Origin of the sequence: Streptomyces sp. ISL-12 (assembly GCF_018614415.1) — a bacterium.
Lineage (GTDB): Bacteria > Actinomycetota > Actinomycetes > Streptomycetales > Streptomycetaceae > Streptomyces.
Genome location: NZ_JAGGOO010000060.1, coordinates 75931 through 95952, shown reverse-complemented (window position 1 = coordinate 95952; position 20022 = coordinate 75931). Strand labels below are relative to the sequence as shown.

Below are 20022 nucleotides of genomic sequence, written 5' to 3'. Positions count from 1 at the left end.
CACGGACAGAACCCTCCCGCCCGGCACGGCGCGGCGCCGGTCACGGCTGGTGATCACCGCCGCCCGCTCGCCCGCTCGCCCGGCCCCGGTCACGCCGCCTCCGTCCGGTCCGCCGCCATGCCGGCCGCGTCCAGCAGCGCCGTGCCGACGATGAGGTCGGCGCCGCCGAACTCGGGGTCGTCCAGCTCGGTACCGTCGTCCACGGCGAACAGCAGTTTCTCCTCGCCCTGCCGGTAGGCGGTGCCGACCGGCGGGCTGGCGGCGTGCACCGCCAGCAGGGCGACCAGGTACGCCAGGTCGGAACCCTCGCGGCGACGGGCCTCGGCCAGCAGGCCGGAGAGCCGGCGCGGGGCGTCGTGCGGCAGGTCTAGCAGTTCCTTGGCCGCCGCCAGCTGCTCCTCGCTGAAGCGGCTGTCGTCCGGGGTGGCGATCAGGTCGGGCTCGGGCATCTCGGCGCCCAGGTGCTCACGCTCGACGGGCGGGGTCAGCAGCAGGTCGACGAGGTCGCCGACCCGGACCGAGACGGGCGTGCGCAGACCGGTGCCGCGGGCGAAGAAGGCGTCGGTGACGCGCAGGGCCCGCTCCACGGGCAGCGGCAGGACGGGGGCGACGAGGTGGCCGTAGAGGTCGATGCCCGAGGAGGCGAGGGGGGTGGCGAAGGCCTGCCGGTCCTGTTCGGCGCGGAACAGCGGGCCCGCTTCCAGCAGCCGGGACTGGAGCTGGGTGTGGCGGCGGATGCAGTCCTTGACGATGTCGACCAGCTCGGCCGCGCGGCGCTTGTGCTCGGGTTCCTCGGACTCGTCGCGGGCCTTGCGGATGTTGGTGAGGATCGCGTTCTCGTGGCGGTAGCGGTCGGCGACGTGGTCGAGGGCCTCGGCGATCATGTCGGGGACGGCTTCCAGCCAGTCCACCGCGCGGACGTTGCGCCGGGTGGCGTCCAGGGCGCGGCGCAGGGTCTCCGAGTACTGCACGGTGCGGTAGCGGGCCTGCTCGGCGGCGAGTTGGGCGTCGGCGAGCCGGCCGCGGCTGATCAGCACCTCCAGCTTCACCTCGGCGGCGATCTGGGCGCTGGTGACGTCGGTGTCCAGGGCGCCGACCAGGACGTTGACCGCCTCGTCGGTGGTGCGCAGGTAGACGGTGCCGCCGGGGCCGGGGACCTCCTCGATCAGCTTGAAGTCGTAGTCGCGGCGCACGTAGCTGCCGTCCGGCTCGAACGTGCCGTACACCGCGCGGAAGCCGCGGTCGACGCTGCCGACGTTGATCAGGTTCTCCAGGACCCAGCGGGCCACCCGCTCGTGCTCGACGGCGGGCCTGCGGGGGGCCTGGGCGGCGACGCGCGGGACGAGCCGGGCCACTATCTGGTCGTGGTCGGCGCCCGTGTCGAAGTCCATGTTCAGGGTGACCAGGTCGATGGCAGCGAGGGCGACCTCCGCCATGCCGTACACCGAGTACTCGCCGGCGAGGTTGACCTTGCGCGCGTCGAGATCGTGCAGCGGGGCGGTGCAGGCGAGCGCGCGCAGCCGCCGCGCCAGTCCCTCGTCGGCGGCCGGGCCCATGGCGGGGCGCGGCCCCGCGCTGAGCTGGGGCGGAGCGCTGTCCGTCGATGCAGGCGAAGTCACGGTGCACAGACTAGGTCCTAGGTCTGACAACGACCCAAACGACCGTAGACGTCCCCGGGCGGACGACCGTAGACGTCCCGGGCGGAGCGGTCCGCACCCTCCTCCGGCGTAGCGGTCCCCGCCCCCTCAGCGGAGCAGTCCGCACCCTCGCCCGGCAAGGCAGCCCCCGCCCCGGCCCGCGAAGCAGACCGCCCCCGGCAGAGCAGTCCGCCCCCGGCGGAGCGGCCCCCCTCTCCCGGCTCGGCAGCCCCCGGTCGCCCTCCCGGTCAGCCGGTCAGCCGTCCTCGCCGACCCGTCGCCGGTAGACCTCCAGCACCCGTTCCAGCGAGGTCGCGAGGTACCCCGCGAGGAGCCGCTCGGCGCCCTCCCGGTCGCCGGCCTCCAGGGCCTGGAGGACCTCGTGGTTGCGCGCGATGTACGGCTCGTGCAGGCGGCGCGGGTCGTCCACCACGTGGAAGGCGAGCCGCAGTTCGGCGAAGACGCTGCGCATCACCTCGTCGGTGCGCTCGCTGCCCGCCAGGGCGACCAGCTCCCGGTGGAAGTGGATGTTGGCCGTGCCCACCCGTTTCCAGTCGCCTTCCCGGGCCGCTCGCCGCCCGTCCTCGACGGCCCCGGCGAGCCCCTGGAGCCGGTACGGCGGCTCGCCGAGCCCGCGGACCACGGCGCACTCGACGAGGGCGCGGGTGCGGTAGATGTCCTCGACGTCGTCGACGGTCAGGACCCGGACGAAGACGCCCCGGTTCAGCTCGTGCACCAGCAGGCGTTCATGGGTGAGCAGCCGGAACGCCTCCCGCAGCGTGTTGCGGGAGATCCCGAGCGCGCCGCCGATGCTGTCCTCGGACAGCCGGGTGCCGGGTGGGAAGAAGCCGTCGGCGATGCGGCTCCTCAGGATGTCCGAGACCCGCTCGGCGGTACTGGTGCGCCCCAGGAGGGCGCGGTCGTCGGCGAGTTGCGCCAGCTGCTCTGCCATGCCCGGAATTCAACCTCAGACACAAGAACGAAACAACAGGGGTATTGAGGGATCGTTGAACAATCCTCTACGGTGCTGGACATCAGCTCATCAGCAAGCACCCTCCGTCCTCCTTCTGCGAGGTGCCCATGAGCACAACTCCTCCACCGCAGGCCCCGCTCACCGTCGTCCCGCGCCCCGACAGCGACGATCGCGGCGCCGACGACGGGGCCCTGGGCTGGCTGCGCGCCCTCGGCCCGCGGGGCCGCCGGGCCTTCGCCGGCGCGTTCGGCGGCTACGCCCTCGACTCCTACGACTACTTCACGCTGCCGCTGAGCATGGTCGCGCTGGCCGCGTACTTCGGCCTGGACAGCGGCCAGACCGGGCTGTTCACCACCGTCACGCTGGTCGTCTCGGCGGTCGGCGGCGCCCTCGCGGGCGTACTGGCGGACCGGATCGGCCGGGTCAGGGCGCTGCTGCTCACGGTGATCACGTACGCCGTGTTCACGGTGGCCTGCGGTTTCGCGCCCAACTACGAGACGCTGCTGGTCTTCCGGGCGCTCCAGGGGCTCGGTTTCGGCGGCGAGTGGGCGGTCGGCGCGATCCTGGTCGCCGAGTACGCGAGCGCGAAACACCGGGGGCGCACCCTGGGCGCGATCCAGAGCTCCTGGGCGGTGGGCTGGGCACTGGCCGCGATCGTGTACACGGTGGTGTTCTCGGTGGCCGACGACGCGCTGGCCTGGCGGATCATGTTCTGGACCGGCGCGTTGCCCGCGCTGCTCGTGGTCTGGGTGCGGCGCAGTGTGCACGACGCGCCCGAGGCCGCCGCCGCGCGCGAACGGAGTCCCGGCAAGGGCTCGTTCCGGGCGATCTTCGCACCGGGCACGGGCGACGCCCCCGGACTGCTGCGGATCACGGTCTTCGCCGCGCTGCTGTCCACCGGCGTCCAGGGCGGCTACTACACGCTGGCCACCTGGGTGCCCACGTACCTGAAGGACGAGCGCGGCCTGTCGGTGGTGGGCACCGGGGGGTACCTGACGTTCCTGATCTCGGGCGCCTTCATCGGCTATCTGACCGGCGGCCACCTCACCGACCGCCTGGGGCGCCGGCGCAACATCTGGCTGTTCGCCCTGCTGTCGGCCCTGTGCATCCTGGCGTACGCCAACATCCCGGCCGGCGCCGACACCCTCCTGCTCGTGCTCGGCTTCCCGCTCGGGTTCTGCATGTCGGCGATCTTCAGCGGCTTCGGCTCCTACCTGGCCGAGCTGTACCCGACGGCGGTGCGCGGTACCGGGCAGGGATTCACCTACAACACCGGACGGGCCGTGGGCGCCGTCTTCCCCACGACGGTCGGTTTCCTGGCCGACAGCTGGGGCGTGGGCGGCGCGCTGGTCTTCGGTGCGATCGGCTACGGCGTCGCGGCGATCGCGCTGCTCGGACTGCCCGAGACGCGCGGAAAGGAGCTGGCATGAACAGCACGCACCAGGTGACGGAGGACCGCGCGGTCACGCTCGTCGACGAGCACGCGCACGCGTGGCGGCCGGAAACGGCCCGGGCCCGCTTCCGGGAGGGACTGACCGGCGCCACGGCGGGAGTTGCGGCCGGTCACACCCAGGCCAATCTGATCTCCGTACCCGCCGACTGGGCCTACGACATGCTGTTGTTCTGCACCCGCAATCCGAAGCCCTGCCCGGTGCTCGACGTGACGGACGCCGGCGGGTGGACGACCGCGCTGGCCGACGGCGCCGATCTGCGCACCGACCTGCCGCGCTACCGGGTGTGGCGGGACGGTGAGCTGGTGGAGGAGCCGGCGGACGTGCGCGCGCACTGGCGGGACGACCTCGTCTCGTTCCTCATCGGGTGCAGCTTCACCTTCGAGTCGGCGCTGTCCCGGGCCGGCGTCCCGATCCGCCACGTCGAGCAGGGCCGCAACGTGCCGATGTACGTCACCGGCCGGCAGTGCGCTCCCGCCGGGCGGCTGCACGGGCCGATGGTGGTGTCCATGCGTCCGGTGCCGCCGCGGTACCTGTCCGCGGCGATCCGGGAGACCAGCCTGCTCCCGGCGGTGCACGGCGGCCCGGTGCACTGCGGTGACCCGTCGGCGCTCGGCGTCGAAGACCTGGACCGGCCCGACTTCGGCGACGCGGTGGACCGGGAGCCGGACGACATCCCGGTCTTCTGGGCGTGCGGGGTGACCCCGCAGGCGGCGGTCATGGCCTCGCGCCCGCCGTTCGCGATCACCCACGCGCCCGGCCAGATGTTCATCACGGACGCGCGTGACGAGCAGTACCGGGTGGTGTGACTCCTTGGTCACCGGCGCGCCCCGCCGGCCTCAGGCGACCTCCCGGCGATCGGGGACCGACAGGGCCGCCAGGGCCGCCGAGACCGCCGCGGACGCGCGCAGGTCGAGCCGGGCGCTCGTCCCGCGCGCGCGGTGGCGCAGTTCGTCGGCGGCCAGGGTCAGCAGCTGCGGCAGCAGGTCGGTGGAGCGTCGGGCCACCCAGCCGGTGCCGGCGGTGGCCAGCCACCACAGGCTCGCCGACCGGGTGGGCGCCGGGGACCCGGGCTCGGGCGAGGGCGCGGGCCCCCGGGCGAGCCCGTGCGCGGCGAGCAGCCCGTGGGCGCGCACGGCCAGTTGCCGGTGCCCCCGCTCACCGGGGTGCAGCCGGTCCGCGCTCCACATCGCGCGGTCGGTGACCCAGTCGCCGTCGCCCGCGTGCAGGTGCAGGGCGCCGTACCGCTCGGACAGCGCGTGGACCACCGTGTTGACGGCCCGCTGCCGCCGGGCCAGCGGCCGGGCCAGCGCGCCCGGCAGCCCGAGCATGGTGCCGGGGTCGGGCAGACAGGCCGTCAGGAGGACGGCGTCCTGGGCGCTGAACGCCGCGTACACCTCGTCCAGCCGGGCGGCCACGGCGTGGATGTCGAAGGCGCGGCGCAGGGTGTCGTTGACGCCGATCACGACGGACACGAGGTCCGGCCGCAGCGCCAGCCCGGCGGGCAGTTGCGCCTCCAGCACGTCCCGGGTCTGCGCTCCGCTGACCGCGAGGTTGCGGAACTCCACGGGCCGCTCGTCCTCCCCGGCGAGCGACCCGGCGAGCAGCGCCGCCCAGCCGCGCCAGCCGCCCGCGACCGGGTCGCCCACCCCCTCGGTCAGCGAGTCGCCGAGCGCCACGTACCGCGGCCGTCTCATGCCACGCCCTCCGCCACGCCCCGGCGAGAGGGTGCTACCGCCGTCGCGTCGTGCGCGGCGAGGAACGCGGCGACCGCCGTGTCCCAGCCGAAACACTCCGCACGCGCGCGTGCCGCCGCCCGCCGCCCCGTCTCCGGGCGCCCGGCCAGCAGGTCCACGGCGTCGGCGAACGCCTCCCCGTGGTCGGCGGCGACGGCCCCGGCGGAGCCGATCACCTCCGGCAGCGCGGACGAGGCACTGACCGCCACGGGCGTACCGCAGGCCATCGCCTCCAGCGCGGCGAGCCCGAACGTCTCGGCGGGTCCGGGCGCCAGGCACACGTCGGCGGAAGCCTGGAGCGCGCCGAGCAGACCGCGGTCGCCCACATGCCCGAGGAACTCGACGGGCAGCCGCCGCTCGCGGGCCCGCTGTTCGAGCCGGGCGCGCAGCGGGCCGTCCCCGGCCACCACGAGGACCGCCCGCCGGTCACGCCGGCGCAGCGCCTCCAGGGCGTCCAGGGCCGTCCCGGGCCGCTTCTCCACGGACAGCCGGGAGCACATCACGAGCAGCGTCTCGTCCTCGCGCGCGTACCGGGCCCGCACCCGCGCGTCGCGCAGCCCCGGGTGCCGGGCGACGAGATCGACGCCCAGGGGGGCGCGTACGACGTTGCGGGCGCCGATCCGCAGGAACTCCCGTTCGGCGAACTCGGTGGTGCACACCACGCGCGCGTACGTGTGCGCCGTACGGATGTTGAGCGCGTCGGCGGCGCGGCGGGCCGCCCCCTCGGGCAGGCCCCAGGTGCGCAGGACGCCGTCGGCGGTCTCGTGGGAGACCATCACGGCGGGGATCCGGGCCCGCCGGGCCCACTTGCCGGTCCAGCGCAGTGTCGTGCGGTCGGAGACCTCCAGGCGGTCGGGGGCGAGTTCCTCCAGCAGGGCGGCGACCCGCCGCCTGTCGGTGAGGACGCGGTAGCCGCCGGTGCCGGGCAGCAGCGGGCCGGGCACGGTGATCACCCGTCCCTGCTCGGTCTCCTGGTCGCTCGCGCGCTCGCCGGGGACGACGAGGACGGGCTCGTGTCCGGCGGCGAGGTATCCCTTGCCCAGCTCGCGCAGGGCGGTGCGCAGGCCGCCGGAGGCGGGGGCGACGAAGTTGGCGAGCCGGACGATCCTGAGGGCGCTCATGCGGCCAGCACCGCCTTCCGTGCGGCGAGGACGTCCGTGTAGTGGCCGATCAGCCGGTCGCCGACGGCCGCCCAGGTACGGCCCTCGACGGCCGCCCGTCCGGCAGTCCCGCAGGCGGCGCGCAGCGCCGGGTCGGCGGCCAGCGCCGCCACCGCGTCGCGTACGGCGTCCGCGTCCCGGGGCGGCACCAGCAGCCCGGTGCGGCCGTGGTCCACCAGGTCCAGCGGGCCGCCCGCGGCGGGCGCGACGACGGGGACCCCGCTGGCCATGGCCTCCTGCACGGTCTGGCAGAAGGTCTCGAAGGGGCCGGTGTGGGCGAAGACGTCCAGGGAGGCGAAGAACCGGGCCAGGTCGTCGCCGGTGCGGCGGCCGAGGAAGACGGCGCCGGGCAGGGCCTGCTCCAGGCCGGTGCGGCTGGGCCCGTCGCCGACGACCGCGACGCGGACGCCCGCCAGGGCGCAGACTCCGGACAGCAGCTCGACCTGCTTCTCGGGGGCGAGCCGACCCACGTAGCCGACGATCAGCTCGCCGTTCGGGGCGAGTTCGCGGCGCAGCGCCTCGTCGCGCAGTTCGGGCCGGAAGCGGGCGGTGTCCACCCCGCGCGGCCAGAGCCGGACCCGGGGCACCCCGTGCGCCCGGAGGTCGTGCAGGGCGGCGCTGGAGGGGGCCAGGGTGAGGTCGGCGGCGGAGTGCACGGAGCGGATGCGCCGCCAGGCCGCCGCCTCGCCGGCCCCCATGTACGTACGGGCGTATCCGGCGAGGTCGGTCTGGTAGACGGCCACGGCGGGGACGCCGAGCCGGGCGGCGGCGGCCATGCCGCGGACGCCGAGGACGAAGGGGCTGGCCAGGTGGACGACGTCCGCACGGTGTGCGGCGATGGCGGCGGCGAGGCGTCGGCTGGGGAGGGCGACGCGGACCTGGGGGTAGCCGGGGAGCGGAAGGGAGGGGACGTGGACGACCGGGCACGGCACCGCGAGGGGGTCGGGCCGGGTGCCGGGAGCCGGGGCGGGGGCGACGACGAGGGGAACGTGACCGCTGTCGACGAGGTGTCGGGCGGTCTGGAGCGCGCAGTGGGCCACGCCGTTCACATCGGGGGGAAAGGACTCGGTCACGATGACGACACGCATACCCGTGTTGTCGCCGCGCTGGACGTGGTCGCGTCAACGTGGATCTTTCCGGCCGAGGAACGGCCCGTGAGCGTTGAACTGCCCGCCCGAGCAGGTCAGACCGTGTCCACGCCCGCCTGACCCGCGGGCCACCCCTCGTTCACCCGGCGCGCGCATGCTTGTCCCGTCACCCTCGGGCGCCCCCGTGCACGACAGCGCGCTCCCCGTTCACGCGGGCGTCTCCGGCGCACGGACAGCCCGGCGCACGGCGTACGGACAGCCCGGCACACGGCGTGGAGCGGCGGCTCCACCGAACTCACCTCGCGGGCCCCCTCGCGGGCCCCCTCGCGGAACTCACTGGACGAAACTCATGCCACAGGCTCACACCGCGGACGCGTCCGGCCCGATCCGGCTCCGTACGGCGGTCTGCACCTCGGCCTCCTCGGCCGGGTCGGCGGCGAGCCTGCGCAGCCGTTCGACGACGCGGTCGTCACCGGTCTCGGCGTGCCGGGCGGCGAGTTCGCGAGTGGTCTCCTCGCAGTCCCACAAGCATTCCACGGCGAACCCGGCCGGGAAGGACGGGTCGGTGGCGGCCAGCGCCCGGGCGGCCCGGCCGCGCAGGTGGGAGGAGCCGGTCTCCCGGTAGACGTGCCGCAGTACGGGGGCGGCGCAGCCGATACCGAGCCGTCCGGCGCCGTCGACGAGGGTCCACAGGGTCGGCGCGTCGGGGCCCTCGCCCCGTACCGCCTCGCGCAGCGCGGCCAGGACCAGGTCACGGTCGGCCGCGCCGCCGCGACAGGCCAGTACCCGGCCGGCGGCGGCGCCCAGCGCGTCGGGCCGGCGGGCCCAGCCGCGGGCCCGGTCCACGGCGGCGGGAGCACTCATCCGTTCGAACGCGGCGACGGCGGCCTCCACCACGCCCGCCGTACCGGTGGCCACGGCGTGTTCGATCAGGCCGAGGGCGCCGGGATCGTCGCTGTCCGCGAGATAGCGCAAGGCGGTGCAGCGGGCGGCCTCGGTACCGGACCGGGCGGCCTCGACGATCTCGGGCCGGTCCTCGGGGCCGGCGACGGCGGTGAGGCACCGGGCGGCCGGCACATGGAGCGCGGTGCCACGCTCCAGGCCCTGCTGGGCCCACTCGAAGACGGCGGCCACGCTCCAGCCCGGGCGAGGCCCGGTGGGCCGCAGCTGCCGCTGCCAGCGGTCGAAGCAGCCGGCCTCCTGGGCGGCACGCACGCGCGTGGCGATCGCTTCGCGGCTGTCCTCGGCCCACAGCCGCCAGGGCCTGGGTTCGAAGGCGTCCCGCACGGCGGCGGCCAGCTCGGCCTCGCCCTCGGGGTCGGTGGTGAACCGCGCGAGCACGGGCTCGGCGAGGGCGCGCAGTCCCGCGTCGTCGTCCCGCAGCGCCAGTTCGTCCAGGGCCCAGGCCCAGTTGGTGCCGCGGGCGGCGTACCGGCGCAGCAGGTCGAGCGCGTCCCGCCGCCCGTAGGAGGCGAGGTGCCCGAGGAACGCCAGGGCCAGCCCCGTACGGGACTCCTCGGGGTCGAGGACGTCCTCGGCGTCGAAGAGGTGGGCCTCCACGGCGTCCAGCTCGCCGTCGAGGTCGAGGAAGAGGCGGGCGTAGTAGAGGGAGCGGTTCTCCACCTGCCAGTCGTGGCGCGGGTCGTGCAGCACGCAGTGGTGCAGGGCCGCGAGCGCCTCGGCGCGCGGCGCGGTGAGCGCGTGCAGCGTGCCGTCGCCGCGGCCCCGCTGGAGCAGGCCGAGCAGCGTACCGCTGGGCGCTATGACCGGATCGAACATGGGAAACAGCCTCACATCAAGACATCAAGCGTCGACGCAACCGGGTGAGCACGCGTTCACCTGACCGCGCGACAACACGTCGGAGCGCCCGCCGTCTCTTGCTTGCCGAAGACCATTTTCCTCTGCCTCTCGTCGGTGGCCCTTGCGGACCGGGTCACGGTCCGCGCGGTGCGGCAACACCTGCCCAGCCGTCACGTCCGTGAACCACGTCGTCATGATGACCCCGCGCTTCGTCCCGCCGCGACCGAAATATCGGCGCCCCCCCGTACGGCCGGCCCTCGTAGGGCTGGCCCCCGTACGGCCGGTCCCCGTACGTCCGCCCCCCGTAGGGCCCCCGTGCCGCCTCACTGCGCGCCGAAGAGCTCCAGCAGTTCCTCGCGGTCGAACATGCGGGCCGTGTCGACGGCCGAGGGGGTGCCCGCCGCAGGGTCCGCGCCGGCCTCCAGAAGGGCCTTGACGACCTCGGTCTCACCTTTGAAGGCGGCCCCGGCGAGCGGGGTCTGCCCCCGGTCGTTGACCCGGTCGGCCTCGGCGCCGCGCTCCAGCAGGGCGCGCACCGTGCCGGCGTGGCCGTGGTACGCGGCGAGCATCACCAGGGAGTCGCCGCGGTCGTTGGTGAGGTCGGCCGGGACGCCCGCGTCGACGTAGGCCGCGAGCGGCTCGGTCTGTCCCTGCCGGGCCAGATCGAAGATCTTGGTCGCCAACTCGACGACCTCGGGGTCAGGGGCTTCGGTCATCGGCGGACCACCTCTCTCGTCTCTCGGACGCTCATCCATGGGTTCGCGGCCGCGAGCGGGGCGGCCGTGCGAGTGAATCGCCAGGGTACTGGCTCGTGGGACACATGGCCGGGGGCACCCGAGGTAAAGATCACCACGGCCCGACCAGCTCAAGAGGCGCTCCGCCACGCGGGGCAAAACGCCCGATTTTCACCCACTTGCACCTTTAATCATATGGATACATGCTGTGATCCTGGAAGTACTCATGGTGACTGTCCCCGCGAACCAGGAGAACTCACATGATCCTCTCGATCTCAGGCGTCGTCCTGCTCGGCGTCGTCGTCTTCATCTACTTCCGCAAGGACGGCCTGAAGGCGTCGCACGCCGTGGTGGCCATGCTGTTCGGCTTCTACCTGTCGAGCACCGCCGTCGCCCCGAGCATCAAGGCGGGCGGCGAGAGCCTGGCCGGCCTCCTCGGCGGACTCAAGTTCTGACCGCCCGTACCCTCGTCCGCACCTCCAGGAGGCAGCAGTGGCCCGGCGCCCCCTCCCCCGCATTCTGAGCAACGGCGGCGCACAGCTCGCCCGGAGCCGGGAGCTGGCCCGGACGGCGGCCGACAGCGCCACCGACGTCCTCCAGCCGCTGATCACGATCGCCCGCGGCTTCGGCCGGCTCGCCGCGGCCGCGCGGCACAGGTGGACCGAGACCCCCAAGGACCGGCGCGGCGCGCTGCTCTTCCTGGTGGCCTCGGTCGTCCTGGTCGTGGGCCTGATGCCGTACGGCCCGCTGCTCGCCGCCGTCGCGCTGATGGCGGCGGCGGCCTGGCAGGGCAGGAACCGCGTCCCGGCCGCGCCCGAGGAGGCCGACGACGCCCGGACCCGGCGCCTGACCTCGCTCTACGAGGCCCTGGTCCCCTACTTCTCGCTCGCCGAGGACCCCGATCCGCTGTACACCCACGGCGGCGGCTGGGAGAAGGCCTTCCCGGCCTACGAGTTCGACGACGACGGCCGTCTCGCGCACCTGGTGGTCCACTACCCGGCGTACTTCACCGACGGCGAGGCCGCCGCCCGCGCCCGGATCGAGCACCTGCTCACCGCGAAGGCAGGCCGGGGCCGCGAGTACCGCTTCACCTGGGACGAGGAGGCCAACCACCTCACCCTCACCGCCCTCGCCCCGCTGCCCACCGACATCGCCGCCCAGCGCTTCGTCACCGCCCCCGGCGAGACGGTCCTCGGCTTCACCGACCCCACCCGGGTCCAGCGCACCCTGCCGCTCACCCACGGCGAGGAGCGGCGCGACGTACCGCCGGTCGTCTGGCGCACCGGCGTGCGCTCCACCGAGCCGCATCTGCTGGTCCTCGGCCGGCCGGGCACCGGCACCTCGACGCTGCTGCGCTCCGTCGCCCTCCAGGCCCTGCACCACGGCGGCGACCTGGTGATCGTCGACGGCGGCGGCACCGGCGAGTACGCCTGCCTGACCGGACGCGACGGCGTCCTGGCCGTCGAGTGCGGCCTCACCGGGGTGCTGACCAGCCTGGAGTGGGCCGCCCAGGAGACGGAGCGCCGGCTGATCGCCGTCAACCGGGCCCGGCAGGAGGGGCGGCCGCCGCCCGAGGACACCCGGCGGCCGCTGTGGCTCCTGCTGGACCGGCCGAGCGCCTTCACGCACCTGGCCGGCGTGGACGGCCGCAAGGATCCGCAGGCCCTGCTCCAGGTCCCGCTGCGGCACGGCCGGGCCGCGCACGTGACGGTGGTGGTGGCCGACCAGCTGGACACCCGCGACACGCTCGGCGACGCCGTACGGCAGCACACACGCGCGCGCGTGGTCCTCGGCGCGGCCGACCCCGACGAACTGACGGCCGCGCTCGGCGCTCCCCCGGGGACCACGCCCGTCGACCAGGTCCCGCCCGGCCGCGGTTACGCCCGGCTGGGCACCGGCCCGGTCCTGCGCCTCCAGGTGCCGGCCACCCCGGACCCGTACGACGACGCCACCAGCGACAGCCACCGGCAGGCGGTCCTGGACCTGCTCCCGCCGCGCACCACGCCGGCCGACGGGGAACACGTGCCCGACGTGCCGGGCAGCGAGAAGGAGGTCCCGGCGGAACCGGCTCCACCGGCCGAACCGGCCGAGCCCGGCGAACCGGAAGCGGCCTCTCCCGAGCCCGAACCGGCCGAGGCGAGGCCGGTCCCGACCCTCGCCGGGCCGGAGGAGGAGACGAAGAGGCGAGGGAAGCGGCGGGGGAGGAAGTCGGTGCCCACGCTCATCAAGCCGTAGCCGTACCTCCCGGCCGTCCCCCCGCGGCGCCCCCTCCACGGGGGCGCCGCGCGTCACGCCACGAAGGTCCGGGGCGCCTCCGCCCCGCCGACGCCCCCGCTCTCGACCAGCCGCGCCGCCGCGGCCAGCCGCAGGGCCGCCTCGTCGGCCACCGCGCCGCCGACCGTGAACGGCAGCCGCGCGTACCCCTCGAAGGCCCCGTCGACCCCGAACCGCGGCCCGGACGGCACCCGGACCCCGACCCGCTCCCCCGCTTCGGCGAGCCGCGACCCCGACAGGCCGCCCGTGCGCACCCACAGGGTGAGCCCGCCCGCGGGCACCTCGAACTCCCACCCGGGCAGCTCCCGCCGTACCGCCGTGACCAGCGCGTCCCGGTTCTCCCGTGCCTGCGCGCGGCGCATTTCGACGGCCCGTTCCCAGCCGCCGGTGCCGAACAGCCAGTTCACCGCCAGCTGTTCGAGGACGGGGGTGCCCATGTCGGCGTAGGCGCGGGCGGCGACGAGGCTGCGGATCACGTCGGGGGCCGCCCGCACCCAGCCGATGCGCATCCCGGCCCAGAACGCCTTGCTGGCCGAACCGACGGTGACCACGGTCGACCCGGCCGGGTCGAAGGCGCACACCGGGGGCGGCATCGCCACGTCCTCGTCCAGCAGCAGCTCGCTCATGGTCTCGTCGGCCACCAGCACCGTCCCCGCCGACCGGGCCGCCTCCACCAGCTGCCGCCGCTGGTCCTCCCCGGCGAGCGCGCCGGTCGGGTTGTGGAAGTCGGCGACGACGTAGGCGAGGCGGGGAGCGGCCTCCCGCAGCACCTGGCGCCACCGGTCCAGGTCCCAGCCGTCGAGGCCGTCCGCCATGGCGACGGGCACCAGCCGCGCGCCCGCCTCCCGCATCAGCTGGAGGATGTTGGCGTACGAGGGCGACTCGACGGCGATACGTTCGCCGCGGCCCCCGAACAGGTGGCAGATCGCGTCCATCGCGCCCATCGCTCCGGTGGTCACCATGATCTGCTCGGGCATGGTCGGGATGCCCCGCGCGGTGTAGCGGTCGGCGAGGGTGGCGCGCAGCGCGGGCAGCCCGGCCGGGTAGTCACCGTGCGTGTGCGCGTACGGCGGCAGTTCCTCCAGGGCACCCTGGACGGCGCGGGTGAGCCAGGGTTCGGGGGCCGGGAGCGCCGCGCAGCCCAGGTCGATCACCGAGCCGAGCGCCTCGGGCGGCAGCGGCTCCAGCCCCCGGGCCGGCACCGGGTTCCCGGGCGGGACGGCGGTCCAGCTGCCCGCGCCGCGCCGGGACTCCAGGAAGCCCTCGGCGCGCAGGGCCTCGTAGGCGGCGGCGACCGTGGTGCGGCTGACCGACAGGGCGAGGGCGAGTTCCCGCTCGGCGGGCAGCCGGGCGGCGACCGGTACCCGTCCTTCCAGCACGAGCAGCCGGACGCCGTCGGCCAGCGCCCGGTAGGCGGGCGGGCGGCGGGTGCCGGGTCCGGCCGGGCGCTCCTGCTGCGAGCCGAGCAGCCGCGCGAGCTGCGCGGCTCCCACGGCCGAAGTCCACTGCGCCATGCGAATCAGTCCACCTTCCGCGAATTGGCCCTGGATGGCTTCTGCTTCCAGGCCACAGGGTGACACAGGTCAAGCCACGTTTTCACCCCAGGGGGCACAGCATGTCCGCACGGCAGTCCACCCGGAGCCACCTCACCCGACGGCTCACCCAGCTCTACGGCGGTCTGCTGCTCTACGGGGCCAGCTCGGCGCTGCTGGTCCGCTCGGGCCTCGGTCTGGAACCGTGGAACGTGCTGCACCAGGGCCTCGCGGAGCACACGGGCCTCTCGATGGGCGCGGTCCTCACCGTCGTCGGCGCGGCCGTCCTCCTGCTGTGGATACCGCTGCGGCAGCGGCCGGGCCTGGGCACCGTCTCCAACGTCCTGGTGATCGGGGCCGCGATGGACGCGACACTGGCGCTGGTCCCGGACGTCCACGCCACGGCGGCGCGGATCGCGTTCCTGGCCGCGGGGATCGTCCTCAACGGCGCGGCGACCGGCCTGTACATCGCGGCACTGTTCGGTCCCGGACCGCGCGACGGCCTGATGACGGGCCTGAACCGGCGCACCGGCCTGTCCGTCCGCCTGGTGCGTACGGCGGTGGAGATCACGGTCGTGGTGACGGGCTTCGCCCTCGGCGGCACCGTCGGGATCGGCACCCTGCTGTACGCGGTGACGATCGGCCCGCTCGCCCAGCTGTTCCTGCGCGTGTTCGCCGTCCCCCCGGCATCCGGCGGCAGCACGGTGGTTGCCACCGGTCAACCCCGGGCGGCCATACTGCGTCGGTGACCACCCCCATACGCCACCCCTACCTCGACCATCCCGGCCCGATCGCCTTCGCCCACCGGGGCGGCGCGGCCGACGGCCTGGAGAACACGCTGCGCCAGTTCCGGCGCGCGGTCGAGGCGGGTTACCGGTACATCGAGACCGACGTGCACGCCACCCGGGACGGCAAGCTGGTCGCCTTCCACGACGCGACGCTGGACCGGGTCACCGACGGCACCGGCCGGATCGCCGAGCTGCCGTGGACCGAGGTGAGCCACGCGCGCGTGGCGGGCAGCGAACCGCTCCCCCTCTTCGAGGAACTGCTGGAGACCTTCCCCGAGGTCCGCTGGAACGTGGACGTCAAGGCCGAACCGGCCCTGCTCCCCTTCCTGAACCTCATAGGGCGCACGAACTCCTGGGACCGGATCTGCCTCGGCTCGTTCTCCGAGGCGCGCGTGGCGCGCGCCCAGCGGCTGGCCGGCCCCCGCCTCGCCACCTCGTACGGCACCCGGGGCGTACTGGGGCTGCGGCTGTGCTCCTGGGGCGTGCCGGGTGCGCCGCGCCGCCCGGCGGTGGCCGCGCAGGTGCCCGAGGCCCAGTCGGGCATCCCGGTGGCGGACCACCGCTTCGTACGCGCGGCCCACGCGCGCGGGCTCCAGGTGCACGTGTGGACAGTGAACGAACCCGAGCGCATGCACCGGCTCCTGGACCTCGGCGTGGATGGCATCATGACCGATCACATCGACATACTGCGCAAGGTCATGGAGGACCGCGGCGTCTGGGTCTGAGACCCGCGTCCGGTCCGGACATCGCGCGTCCACGGGGAAGGCGAGGGCACGGGTGGGCACCGACACCGTGCGGACACAGGCGGCCGACGAGGCCGCCGGGCGCCGGCGCGAACAGCGCGGCTGGTACTTCTACGACTGGGCCTGCTCGGTCTACTCGACGAGCGTGCTCACCGTGTTCCTGGGCCCCTATCTCACCTCGGTCGCCGAGTCGGCGGCGGACGGGGACGGGTTCGTCCATCCGCTGGGCATACCCGTGCGCGCCGGGTCGTTCTTCGCGTACGCGGTCTCCCTGTCGGTGATCGTGGCGGTGCTGGTGATGCCCCTGGTGGGTGCCGCCGCCGACCGCACGGGCCGCAAGAAGCCGTTGCTGGGCGCGGCGGCCTACGTCGGCGCGGCGGCCACGGCCGGCATGTTCTTCCTGGACGGCGACCGCTATCTGCTCGGCGGCGCGCTCCTGGTGATCGCCAACGCGGCGCAGTCGGTCGCGACGATGCTCTACAACTCCTACCTGCCGCAGATCGCGCCGCCCGAGGAGCGCGACGCCGTCTCCTCCCGCGGCTGGGCCTTCGGCTACGCGGCCGGGGCGCTGGTCCTGGTCGTCGACCTGGTGCTGTACACCGCGCACGACTCCTTCGGGCTCACGGAGAGCGCGGCGGTCCGGATCTGTCTGGCGTCGGCGGGCCTGTGGTGGGGCGCCTTCGCGCTGATCCCGCTGCGCCGGCTGCGGGACCGCCGGGCCCCCGCGCGGGAGGCGGCCCTGCCGGGCCTGCGGCAACTGGCGGCCACGGTGCGCGGCATGCGCCGCCACCCGCTGACACTGGCCTTCCTGCTGGCGTACCTGGTCTACAACGACGGCATCCAGACGGTGATCTCCCAGGCGTCGGTCTACGGCTCCGAGGAACTGGGACTGGGCCAGTCCACGCTCATCGTGGCCGTCCTGCTCGTCCAGGTACTGGCCGTGGCGGGGGCACTGCTGCTGGGCCGGCTGGCCCGGCGGTACGGCGCCAAGCGCACGATCCTCGGTTCGCTGGCGGCCTGGACGGTCACCCTCGCGGCCGGGTACTTCCTGCCCGCCGGGGCCCCGGTGTGGTTCTTCGCCCTGGCCGCCGGGATCGGCCTGGTCCTCGGCGGCAGCCAGGCCCTGTCCCGCTCGCTCTTCTCCCACCTCGTGCCGCCCGGCAAGGAGGCCGAGTACTTCTCCGCGTACGAGATCAGCGACCGCGGCATGAGCTGGCTGGGGCCCCTGCTGTTCGGGCTGACCTACCAGCTGACCGGGAGCTACCGGGACGCGATCATCTCGCTGGTGGCGTTCTTCGTCATCGGCTTCGTGCTGCTGGCGCGGGTGCCGGTCGGACGGGCGATCCGCGACGCGGGCAATCCCGTTCCCGAAAGGATTTAGCACTTGGCGGGAAAGGGCGGTAGTGTACGCCTTTGGCCTGCCAGGCGTACCGTTACTGCGCGTCAAAGATGCCGAAACGTCGGGTGACATCTCCGAGGAGAGGTGACATACCGGACGCCTGTGGGTACTGCACTGGTTGACAAAGGCTGCGGCCACGACGGCGACACATGGCCCCGGAACGGGACTCGGGACGGGAATCTTTACCGCCGACCGGACGTTGACCGGATGACGACGACAGCGACACCTGTCCTGTGGGCGACAAGCCCGGGAGGCACGATTCATGAGTGAGCGAGCTCTTCGCGGCACGCGCCTCGTGGTGACCAGCTACGAGACGGACCGCGGCATCGACCTGGCCCCGCGCCAGGCCGTGGAGTACGCATGCGAGAAGGGGCACCGGTTCGAGATGCCCTTCTCGGTCGAGGCGGAGATTCCGCCGGAGTGGGAGTGCAAGGTCTGCGGGGCCCAGGCACTCCTCGTGGACGGCGACGGCCCTGAGGAGAAGAAGGCCAAGCCCGCGCGTACGCACTGGGACATGCTGATGGAACGACGCACCCGCGAGGAACTCGAAGAGGTCCTCGAGGAGCGGCTGGCGGTTCTGCGCTCCGGCGCGATGAACATCGCGGTGCATCCGCGGGACAGCCGCAAGAGTGCGTAGTCCCTGCGGGGCCTGAGGGCCCGATGCAGCGCACGTGAGTGACCGCGGGCGCCGTACGTTTCGACGTACGGCGCCCGCGGTCTTTGCTGTGACGTACGGCGCCCGCGGTCTTCACTGTGCGGGGCGGGCGGTGGCGCCCCGCCCCTTGGACGTCAGCGGGTCAGGGGCGGGTGCGGGTCCTGGTCCGCGGGTCCTCGCTCGTCGTCCCGTATGACCTCGCCCGGGACGACCTTGCCGTCCGGGCGGTGCATACGGGCCTGACGGAAGGCGTCGCCCAGGGTGCCGGGGCCCGCCGCGCGCAGGCGGCGCTCGAAGGTCCGCTCCGCGTACCGGCTCACCGCCTTCTGGACCGGGGGCAGCAGCAGGAGCAGACCGGCCGCGTCGGAGACCAGGCCGGGGATCATGACGAGCAGGCCGCCCAGCATCATCAGGCCGTTGCCCTCGCTGTTCGGCCGGGCCGCCGGCGTCATCCCGCCCTGCTGCTGGCGCAGCGTCTCCTGGAGGCTGCGGAAGGCACGGCGTCCCGCCCGCTTGATGATCACGGAGCCGAGGACGACGCCGGCCAGCAGGACCAGGAAGACCACCAGGCCGTTCGACGCCCCCGCGACCAGCGTCAGCAGCCAGATCTCCAGCACCAGCCAGGCGGCGGCGCCCAGCGGCAGGAACGTGCGCAGGCGGGAGCGGCGGGGCCGGGTGGCGGGGTGGCTGGGGGTGTGCGCGCCAGTCGTCATGTCTCCAGTGTGCCCGGACCCGGCTCAGCGCGGGATAAGGGCCCGGTCACGGGGTCCGGGAGGACGGCCGGTCCGCCGTGTCCCGGTCCGCCTTGTCCCGGTCCGGCCTGTCGCGGTCCGGCCTGTCGCGATCCATGATCTTGCCGACCCGCTCCCCGACGCCCCAGGCGGTGACCCGCCAGAGCGCCTCGACGAGGATGTCCTTGCTCATCTTGGAGTCGCCCAGCTCGCGCTCGACGAAGGTGATCGGCACCTCGACCACGTGGTAGCCGGCCTTGACCGCGCGGCGGGCCAGGTCGACCTGGAAGCAGTAGCCCTGCGAGGACACGTCCCCCAGGCCGAGGCCTTCCAGGGTCTCCCGCCGGAAGGCCCGGTAGCCGCCCGTGATGTCGCGCAGCGGCAGGTCCAGCGCGAGGCGCGAGTAGAGGCTGCCGCCGCGCGAGATGACCTCGCGGGACTTGGGCCAGTTCACCACCCGGCCGCCCGGCACCCAGCGGGAGCCGAGGACCAGATCGGCCCCCTTCAGCGCGGTCAGCAGCCTCGGCAGTTCCTCGGGCTGGTGGGAGCCGTCGGCGTCCATCTCGATCAGGACGCCGTAGTCGCGCTCCAGCCCCCAGCGGAACCCGGCTAGGTAGGCGGCGCCCAGGCCCTCCTTGCCCTTGCGGTGCAGGACGTGGACGTGGTCGTCGGTGACGGCGAGTTCGTCGGCGAGCTTGCCGGTGCCGTCAGGGCTGTTGTCGTCGGCCACCAGGACGTGCGCCTCGGGGACCGCCTCGCGCACGCGGGCGACGATCGCCTTGATGTTCTCCGACTCGTTGTAGGTCGGGATGATCACCAGGGGCGTGCCGAGGGGGCCGAACCTTCTCTTCTGGCCCGCTGCCGCTCGCGTCCCGTCACCGTCGTTCACTGCTGCCCCTCCGAGTCCGTACGCAGAGCACCACCATAGTGGCCGGGGCCTGCGATGACGTGACAGGACGTTCGTATGGTGGTGTCGTTTCCACAAGACCTGGGTAGTAATCGGTCTTCTGGGGCAGGACCCGGCGGAAGTCCGCAGGACTCCGCGGGGCTCGACTGCGGATGGGGGCCCGGCGCCCTTCGGGCCGACCCGGGACCCGCTGGCTGCGGATCGACCTAGAGCCGTTGTCTACTGAGCGCCCGGGCCCCACCCGGGTCACACCTCCCGACCGGCCGGAACGTTCCCTCGCCTGGCGCGAGTGCTGGGCCTGGCTCACAGTGGCGGTGCGCCGGTGCGGCACACCGTCCCTGACCCAGCGGCGCCGCGGCGTGTGCGCGGTAGTTCCCCGGTCGGGCGTCCGGTGGTGGACTCCGCCGAACCTAC

The 20022-nt window shown here is 74.1% G+C and carries 18 protein-coding genes; 8 read left to right on the top strand and 10 right to left on the bottom strand.

Annotation, left to right across the window (positions count from 1 at the left end; genetic code table 11):
* Nucleotides 1–89 precede the first annotated feature (89 nt).
* Both J7I94_RS17260 and J7I94_RS17255 read right to left on the bottom strand, forming a co-directional pair.
* Entirely contained in the window at nucleotides 90–1619 is a 1530-nt protein-coding gene (locus J7I94_RS17260; RefSeq protein ID WP_215168004.1) for a hypothetical protein, read from the bottom strand.
* 274 nt (nucleotides 1620–1893) lie between these two features.
* Nucleotides 1894–2589, bottom strand: a complete 696-nt coding sequence (locus J7I94_RS17255; protein WP_215168003.1) for a GntR family transcriptional regulator — start codon at nucleotides 2587–2589, stop codon at nucleotides 1894–1896.
* Nucleotides 2590–2717: 128 nt separating this feature from the next.
* Here J7I94_RS17255 and J7I94_RS17250 point away from each other — a divergent pair, with 128 nt between their 5' ends.
* Together J7I94_RS17250 and J7I94_RS17245 are read left to right on the top strand one after the other, a co-directional pair.
* Nucleotides 2718–4040, top strand: a complete 1323-nt coding sequence (locus J7I94_RS17250) for an MFS transporter (RefSeq protein WP_215168002.1) — start codon at nucleotides 2718–2720, stop codon at nucleotides 4038–4040.
* Nucleotides 4037–4870, top strand: coding sequence for a putative hydro-lyase (locus J7I94_RS17245; protein ID WP_215168001.1), 834 nt, complete (start codon nucleotides 4037–4039; stop codon nucleotides 4868–4870). The genes J7I94_RS17250 and J7I94_RS17245 overlap by 4 nt, the downstream gene beginning before the upstream one ends.
* A gap of 30 nt (nucleotides 4871–4900) precedes the next feature.
* On the opposite strand, the gene J7I94_RS17240 is transcribed toward J7I94_RS17245, so the two are convergent.
* The 5 genes from J7I94_RS17240 to J7I94_RS17220 form a co-directional block, all read right to left on the bottom strand.
* Nucleotides 4901–5758, bottom strand: coding sequence for an SGNH/GDSL hydrolase family protein (locus J7I94_RS17240; protein WP_215168000.1), 858 nt, complete (start codon nucleotides 5756–5758; stop codon nucleotides 4901–4903).
* The gene (locus tag J7I94_RS17235) at nucleotides 5755–6918 is read right to left on the bottom strand and encodes a glycosyltransferase (protein ID WP_215167999.1); all 1164 of its coding nucleotides are present in this window, start codon (nucleotides 6916–6918) and stop codon (nucleotides 5755–5757) included. Before J7I94_RS17235 ends, J7I94_RS17240 begins: the two co-directional genes overlap by 4 nt.
* Nucleotides 6915–8045: a glycosyltransferase family 1 protein gene (locus tag J7I94_RS17230; RefSeq protein ID WP_215167998.1), complete on the bottom strand. Its 1131-nt coding sequence runs from the start codon at nucleotides 8043–8045 to the stop codon at nucleotides 6915–6917. The genes J7I94_RS17235 and J7I94_RS17230 overlap by 4 nt, the downstream gene beginning before the upstream one ends.
* A gap of 360 nt (nucleotides 8046–8405) precedes the next feature.
* Complete coding sequence (locus tag J7I94_RS17225) at nucleotides 8406–9824, bottom strand: HEAT repeat domain-containing protein (RefSeq protein ID WP_215167997.1); 1419 nt, start codon at nucleotides 9822–9824, stop codon at nucleotides 8406–8408.
* 344 nt (nucleotides 9825–10168) lie between these two features.
* The gene (locus tag J7I94_RS17220; protein ID WP_215167996.1) at nucleotides 10169–10561 is read right to left on the bottom strand and encodes an ankyrin repeat domain-containing protein; all 393 of its coding nucleotides are present in this window, start codon (nucleotides 10559–10561) and stop codon (nucleotides 10169–10171) included.
* A 278-nt stretch (nucleotides 10562–10839) separates the two neighbouring features.
* Between J7I94_RS17220 and J7I94_RS17215 the strand changes: the two genes are divergently transcribed.
* Nucleotides 10840–11034, top strand: coding sequence for a hypothetical protein (locus tag J7I94_RS17215; protein WP_215167995.1), 195 nt, complete (start codon nucleotides 10840–10842; stop codon nucleotides 11032–11034).
* Nucleotides 11035–11071: 37 nt separating this feature from the next.
* Nucleotides 11072–12814, top strand: a complete 1743-nt coding sequence (locus J7I94_RS17210) for a hypothetical protein (RefSeq protein WP_308114590.1) — start codon at nucleotides 11072–11074, stop codon at nucleotides 12812–12814.
* Nucleotides 12815–12867: 53 nt separating this feature from the next.
* Here J7I94_RS17210 and J7I94_RS17205 read toward each other — a convergent pair whose 3' ends face one another.
* A complete protein-coding gene (locus J7I94_RS17205) occupies nucleotides 12868–14367 on the bottom strand; it encodes a PLP-dependent aminotransferase family protein (protein ID WP_215167994.1) in 1500 nt (499 codons plus the stop codon).
* 101 nt (nucleotides 14368–14468) lie between these two features.
* On the opposite strand from J7I94_RS17205, the gene J7I94_RS17200 reads away from it, so the two are divergent.
* The 4 genes from J7I94_RS17200 to J7I94_RS17185 all read left to right on the top strand — a co-directional run bounded on the left by J7I94_RS17200 (nucleotide 14469) and on the right by J7I94_RS17185 (nucleotide 17952).
* Complete coding sequence (locus tag J7I94_RS17200; protein ID WP_215167993.1) at nucleotides 14469–15134, top strand: YitT family protein; 666 nt, start codon at nucleotides 14469–14471, stop codon at nucleotides 15132–15134.
* Nucleotides 15131–15898 (top strand): glycerophosphodiester phosphodiesterase, encoded by a 768-nt coding sequence (locus J7I94_RS17195; protein ID WP_215167992.1) that lies wholly within the window; start codon nucleotides 15131–15133, stop codon nucleotides 15896–15898. Before J7I94_RS17200 ends, J7I94_RS17195 begins: the two co-directional genes overlap by 4 nt.
* A 52-nt stretch (nucleotides 15899–15950) precedes the next feature.
* On the top strand, nucleotides 15951–17297 hold the full coding sequence (locus J7I94_RS17190) for an MFS transporter (RefSeq protein WP_215167991.1): 1347 nt from the start codon (nucleotides 15951–15953) through the stop codon (nucleotides 17295–17297).
* A gap of 280 nt (nucleotides 17298–17577) precedes the next feature.
* Nucleotides 17578–17952: an RNA polymerase-binding protein RbpA gene (locus J7I94_RS17185; protein WP_003977404.1), complete on the top strand. Its 375-nt coding sequence runs from the start codon at nucleotides 17578–17580 to the stop codon at nucleotides 17950–17952.
* A gap of 152 nt (nucleotides 17953–18104) precedes the next feature.
* Here the strand turns inward: J7I94_RS17185 and fxsA are convergent, their stop codons facing one another.
* Together fxsA and J7I94_RS17175 are read right to left on the bottom strand one after the other, a co-directional pair.
* On the bottom strand, nucleotides 18105–18683 hold the full coding sequence (gene fxsA / locus J7I94_RS17180; protein ID WP_215167990.1) for an FxsA family membrane protein: 579 nt from the start codon (nucleotides 18681–18683) through the stop codon (nucleotides 18105–18107).
* Between the two features lie 46 nt (nucleotides 18684–18729).
* Nucleotides 18730–19590 carry a polyprenol monophosphomannose synthase gene (locus J7I94_RS17175; RefSeq protein ID WP_215167989.1) on the bottom strand — a complete coding sequence of 287 codons (861 nt, stop codon included), beginning with the start codon at nucleotides 19588–19590 and terminating at the stop codon, nucleotides 18730–18732.
* Nucleotides 19591–20022 lie beyond the last annotated feature (432 nt).

Coding starts and splice junctions, on each gene's coding strand:
- J7I94_RS17255 (WP_215168003.1), bottom strand. CDS start 2,589: ATGGCAGAGCAGCTGGCGCAACTCGCCGACGACCGCGCCCTCCTGGGG.
- J7I94_RS17250 (WP_215168002.1), top strand. CDS start 2,718: ATGAGCACAACTCCTCCACCGCAGGCCCCGCTCACCGTCGTCCCGCGC.
- J7I94_RS17245 (WP_215168001.1), top strand. CDS start 4,037: ATGAACAGCACGCACCAGGTGACGGAGGACCGCGCGGTCACGCTCGTC.
- J7I94_RS17240 (WP_215168000.1), bottom strand. CDS start 5,758: ATGAGACGGCCGCGGTACGTGGCGCTCGGCGACTCGCTGACCGAGGGG.
- J7I94_RS17235 (WP_215167999.1), bottom strand. CDS start 6,918: ATGAGCGCCCTCAGGATCGTCCGGCTCGCCAACTTCGTCGCCCCCGCC.
- J7I94_RS17230 (WP_215167998.1), bottom strand. CDS start 8,045: ATGCGTGTCGTCATCGTGACCGAGTCCTTTCCCCCCGATGTGAACGGC.
- J7I94_RS17225 (WP_215167997.1), bottom strand. CDS start 9,824: ATGTTCGATCCGGTCATAGCGCCCAGCGGTACGCTGCTCGGCCTGCTC.
- J7I94_RS17220 (WP_215167996.1), bottom strand. CDS start 10,561: ATGACCGAAGCCCCTGACCCCGAGGTCGTCGAGTTGGCGACCAAGATC.
- J7I94_RS17215 (WP_215167995.1), top strand. CDS start 10,840: ATGATCCTCTCGATCTCAGGCGTCGTCCTGCTCGGCGTCGTCGTCTTC.
- J7I94_RS17205 (WP_215167994.1), bottom strand. CDS start 14,367: ATGGCGCAGTGGACTTCGGCCGTGGGAGCCGCGCAGCTCGCGCGGCTG.
- J7I94_RS17200 (WP_215167993.1), top strand. CDS start 14,469: ATGTCCGCACGGCAGTCCACCCGGAGCCACCTCACCCGACGGCTCACC.
- J7I94_RS17185 (WP_003977404.1), top strand. CDS start 17,578: ATGAGTGAGCGAGCTCTTCGCGGCACGCGCCTCGTGGTGACCAGCTAC.
- fxsA (WP_215167990.1), bottom strand. CDS start 18,683: ATGACGACTGGCGCGCACACCCCCAGCCACCCCGCCACCCGGCCCCGC.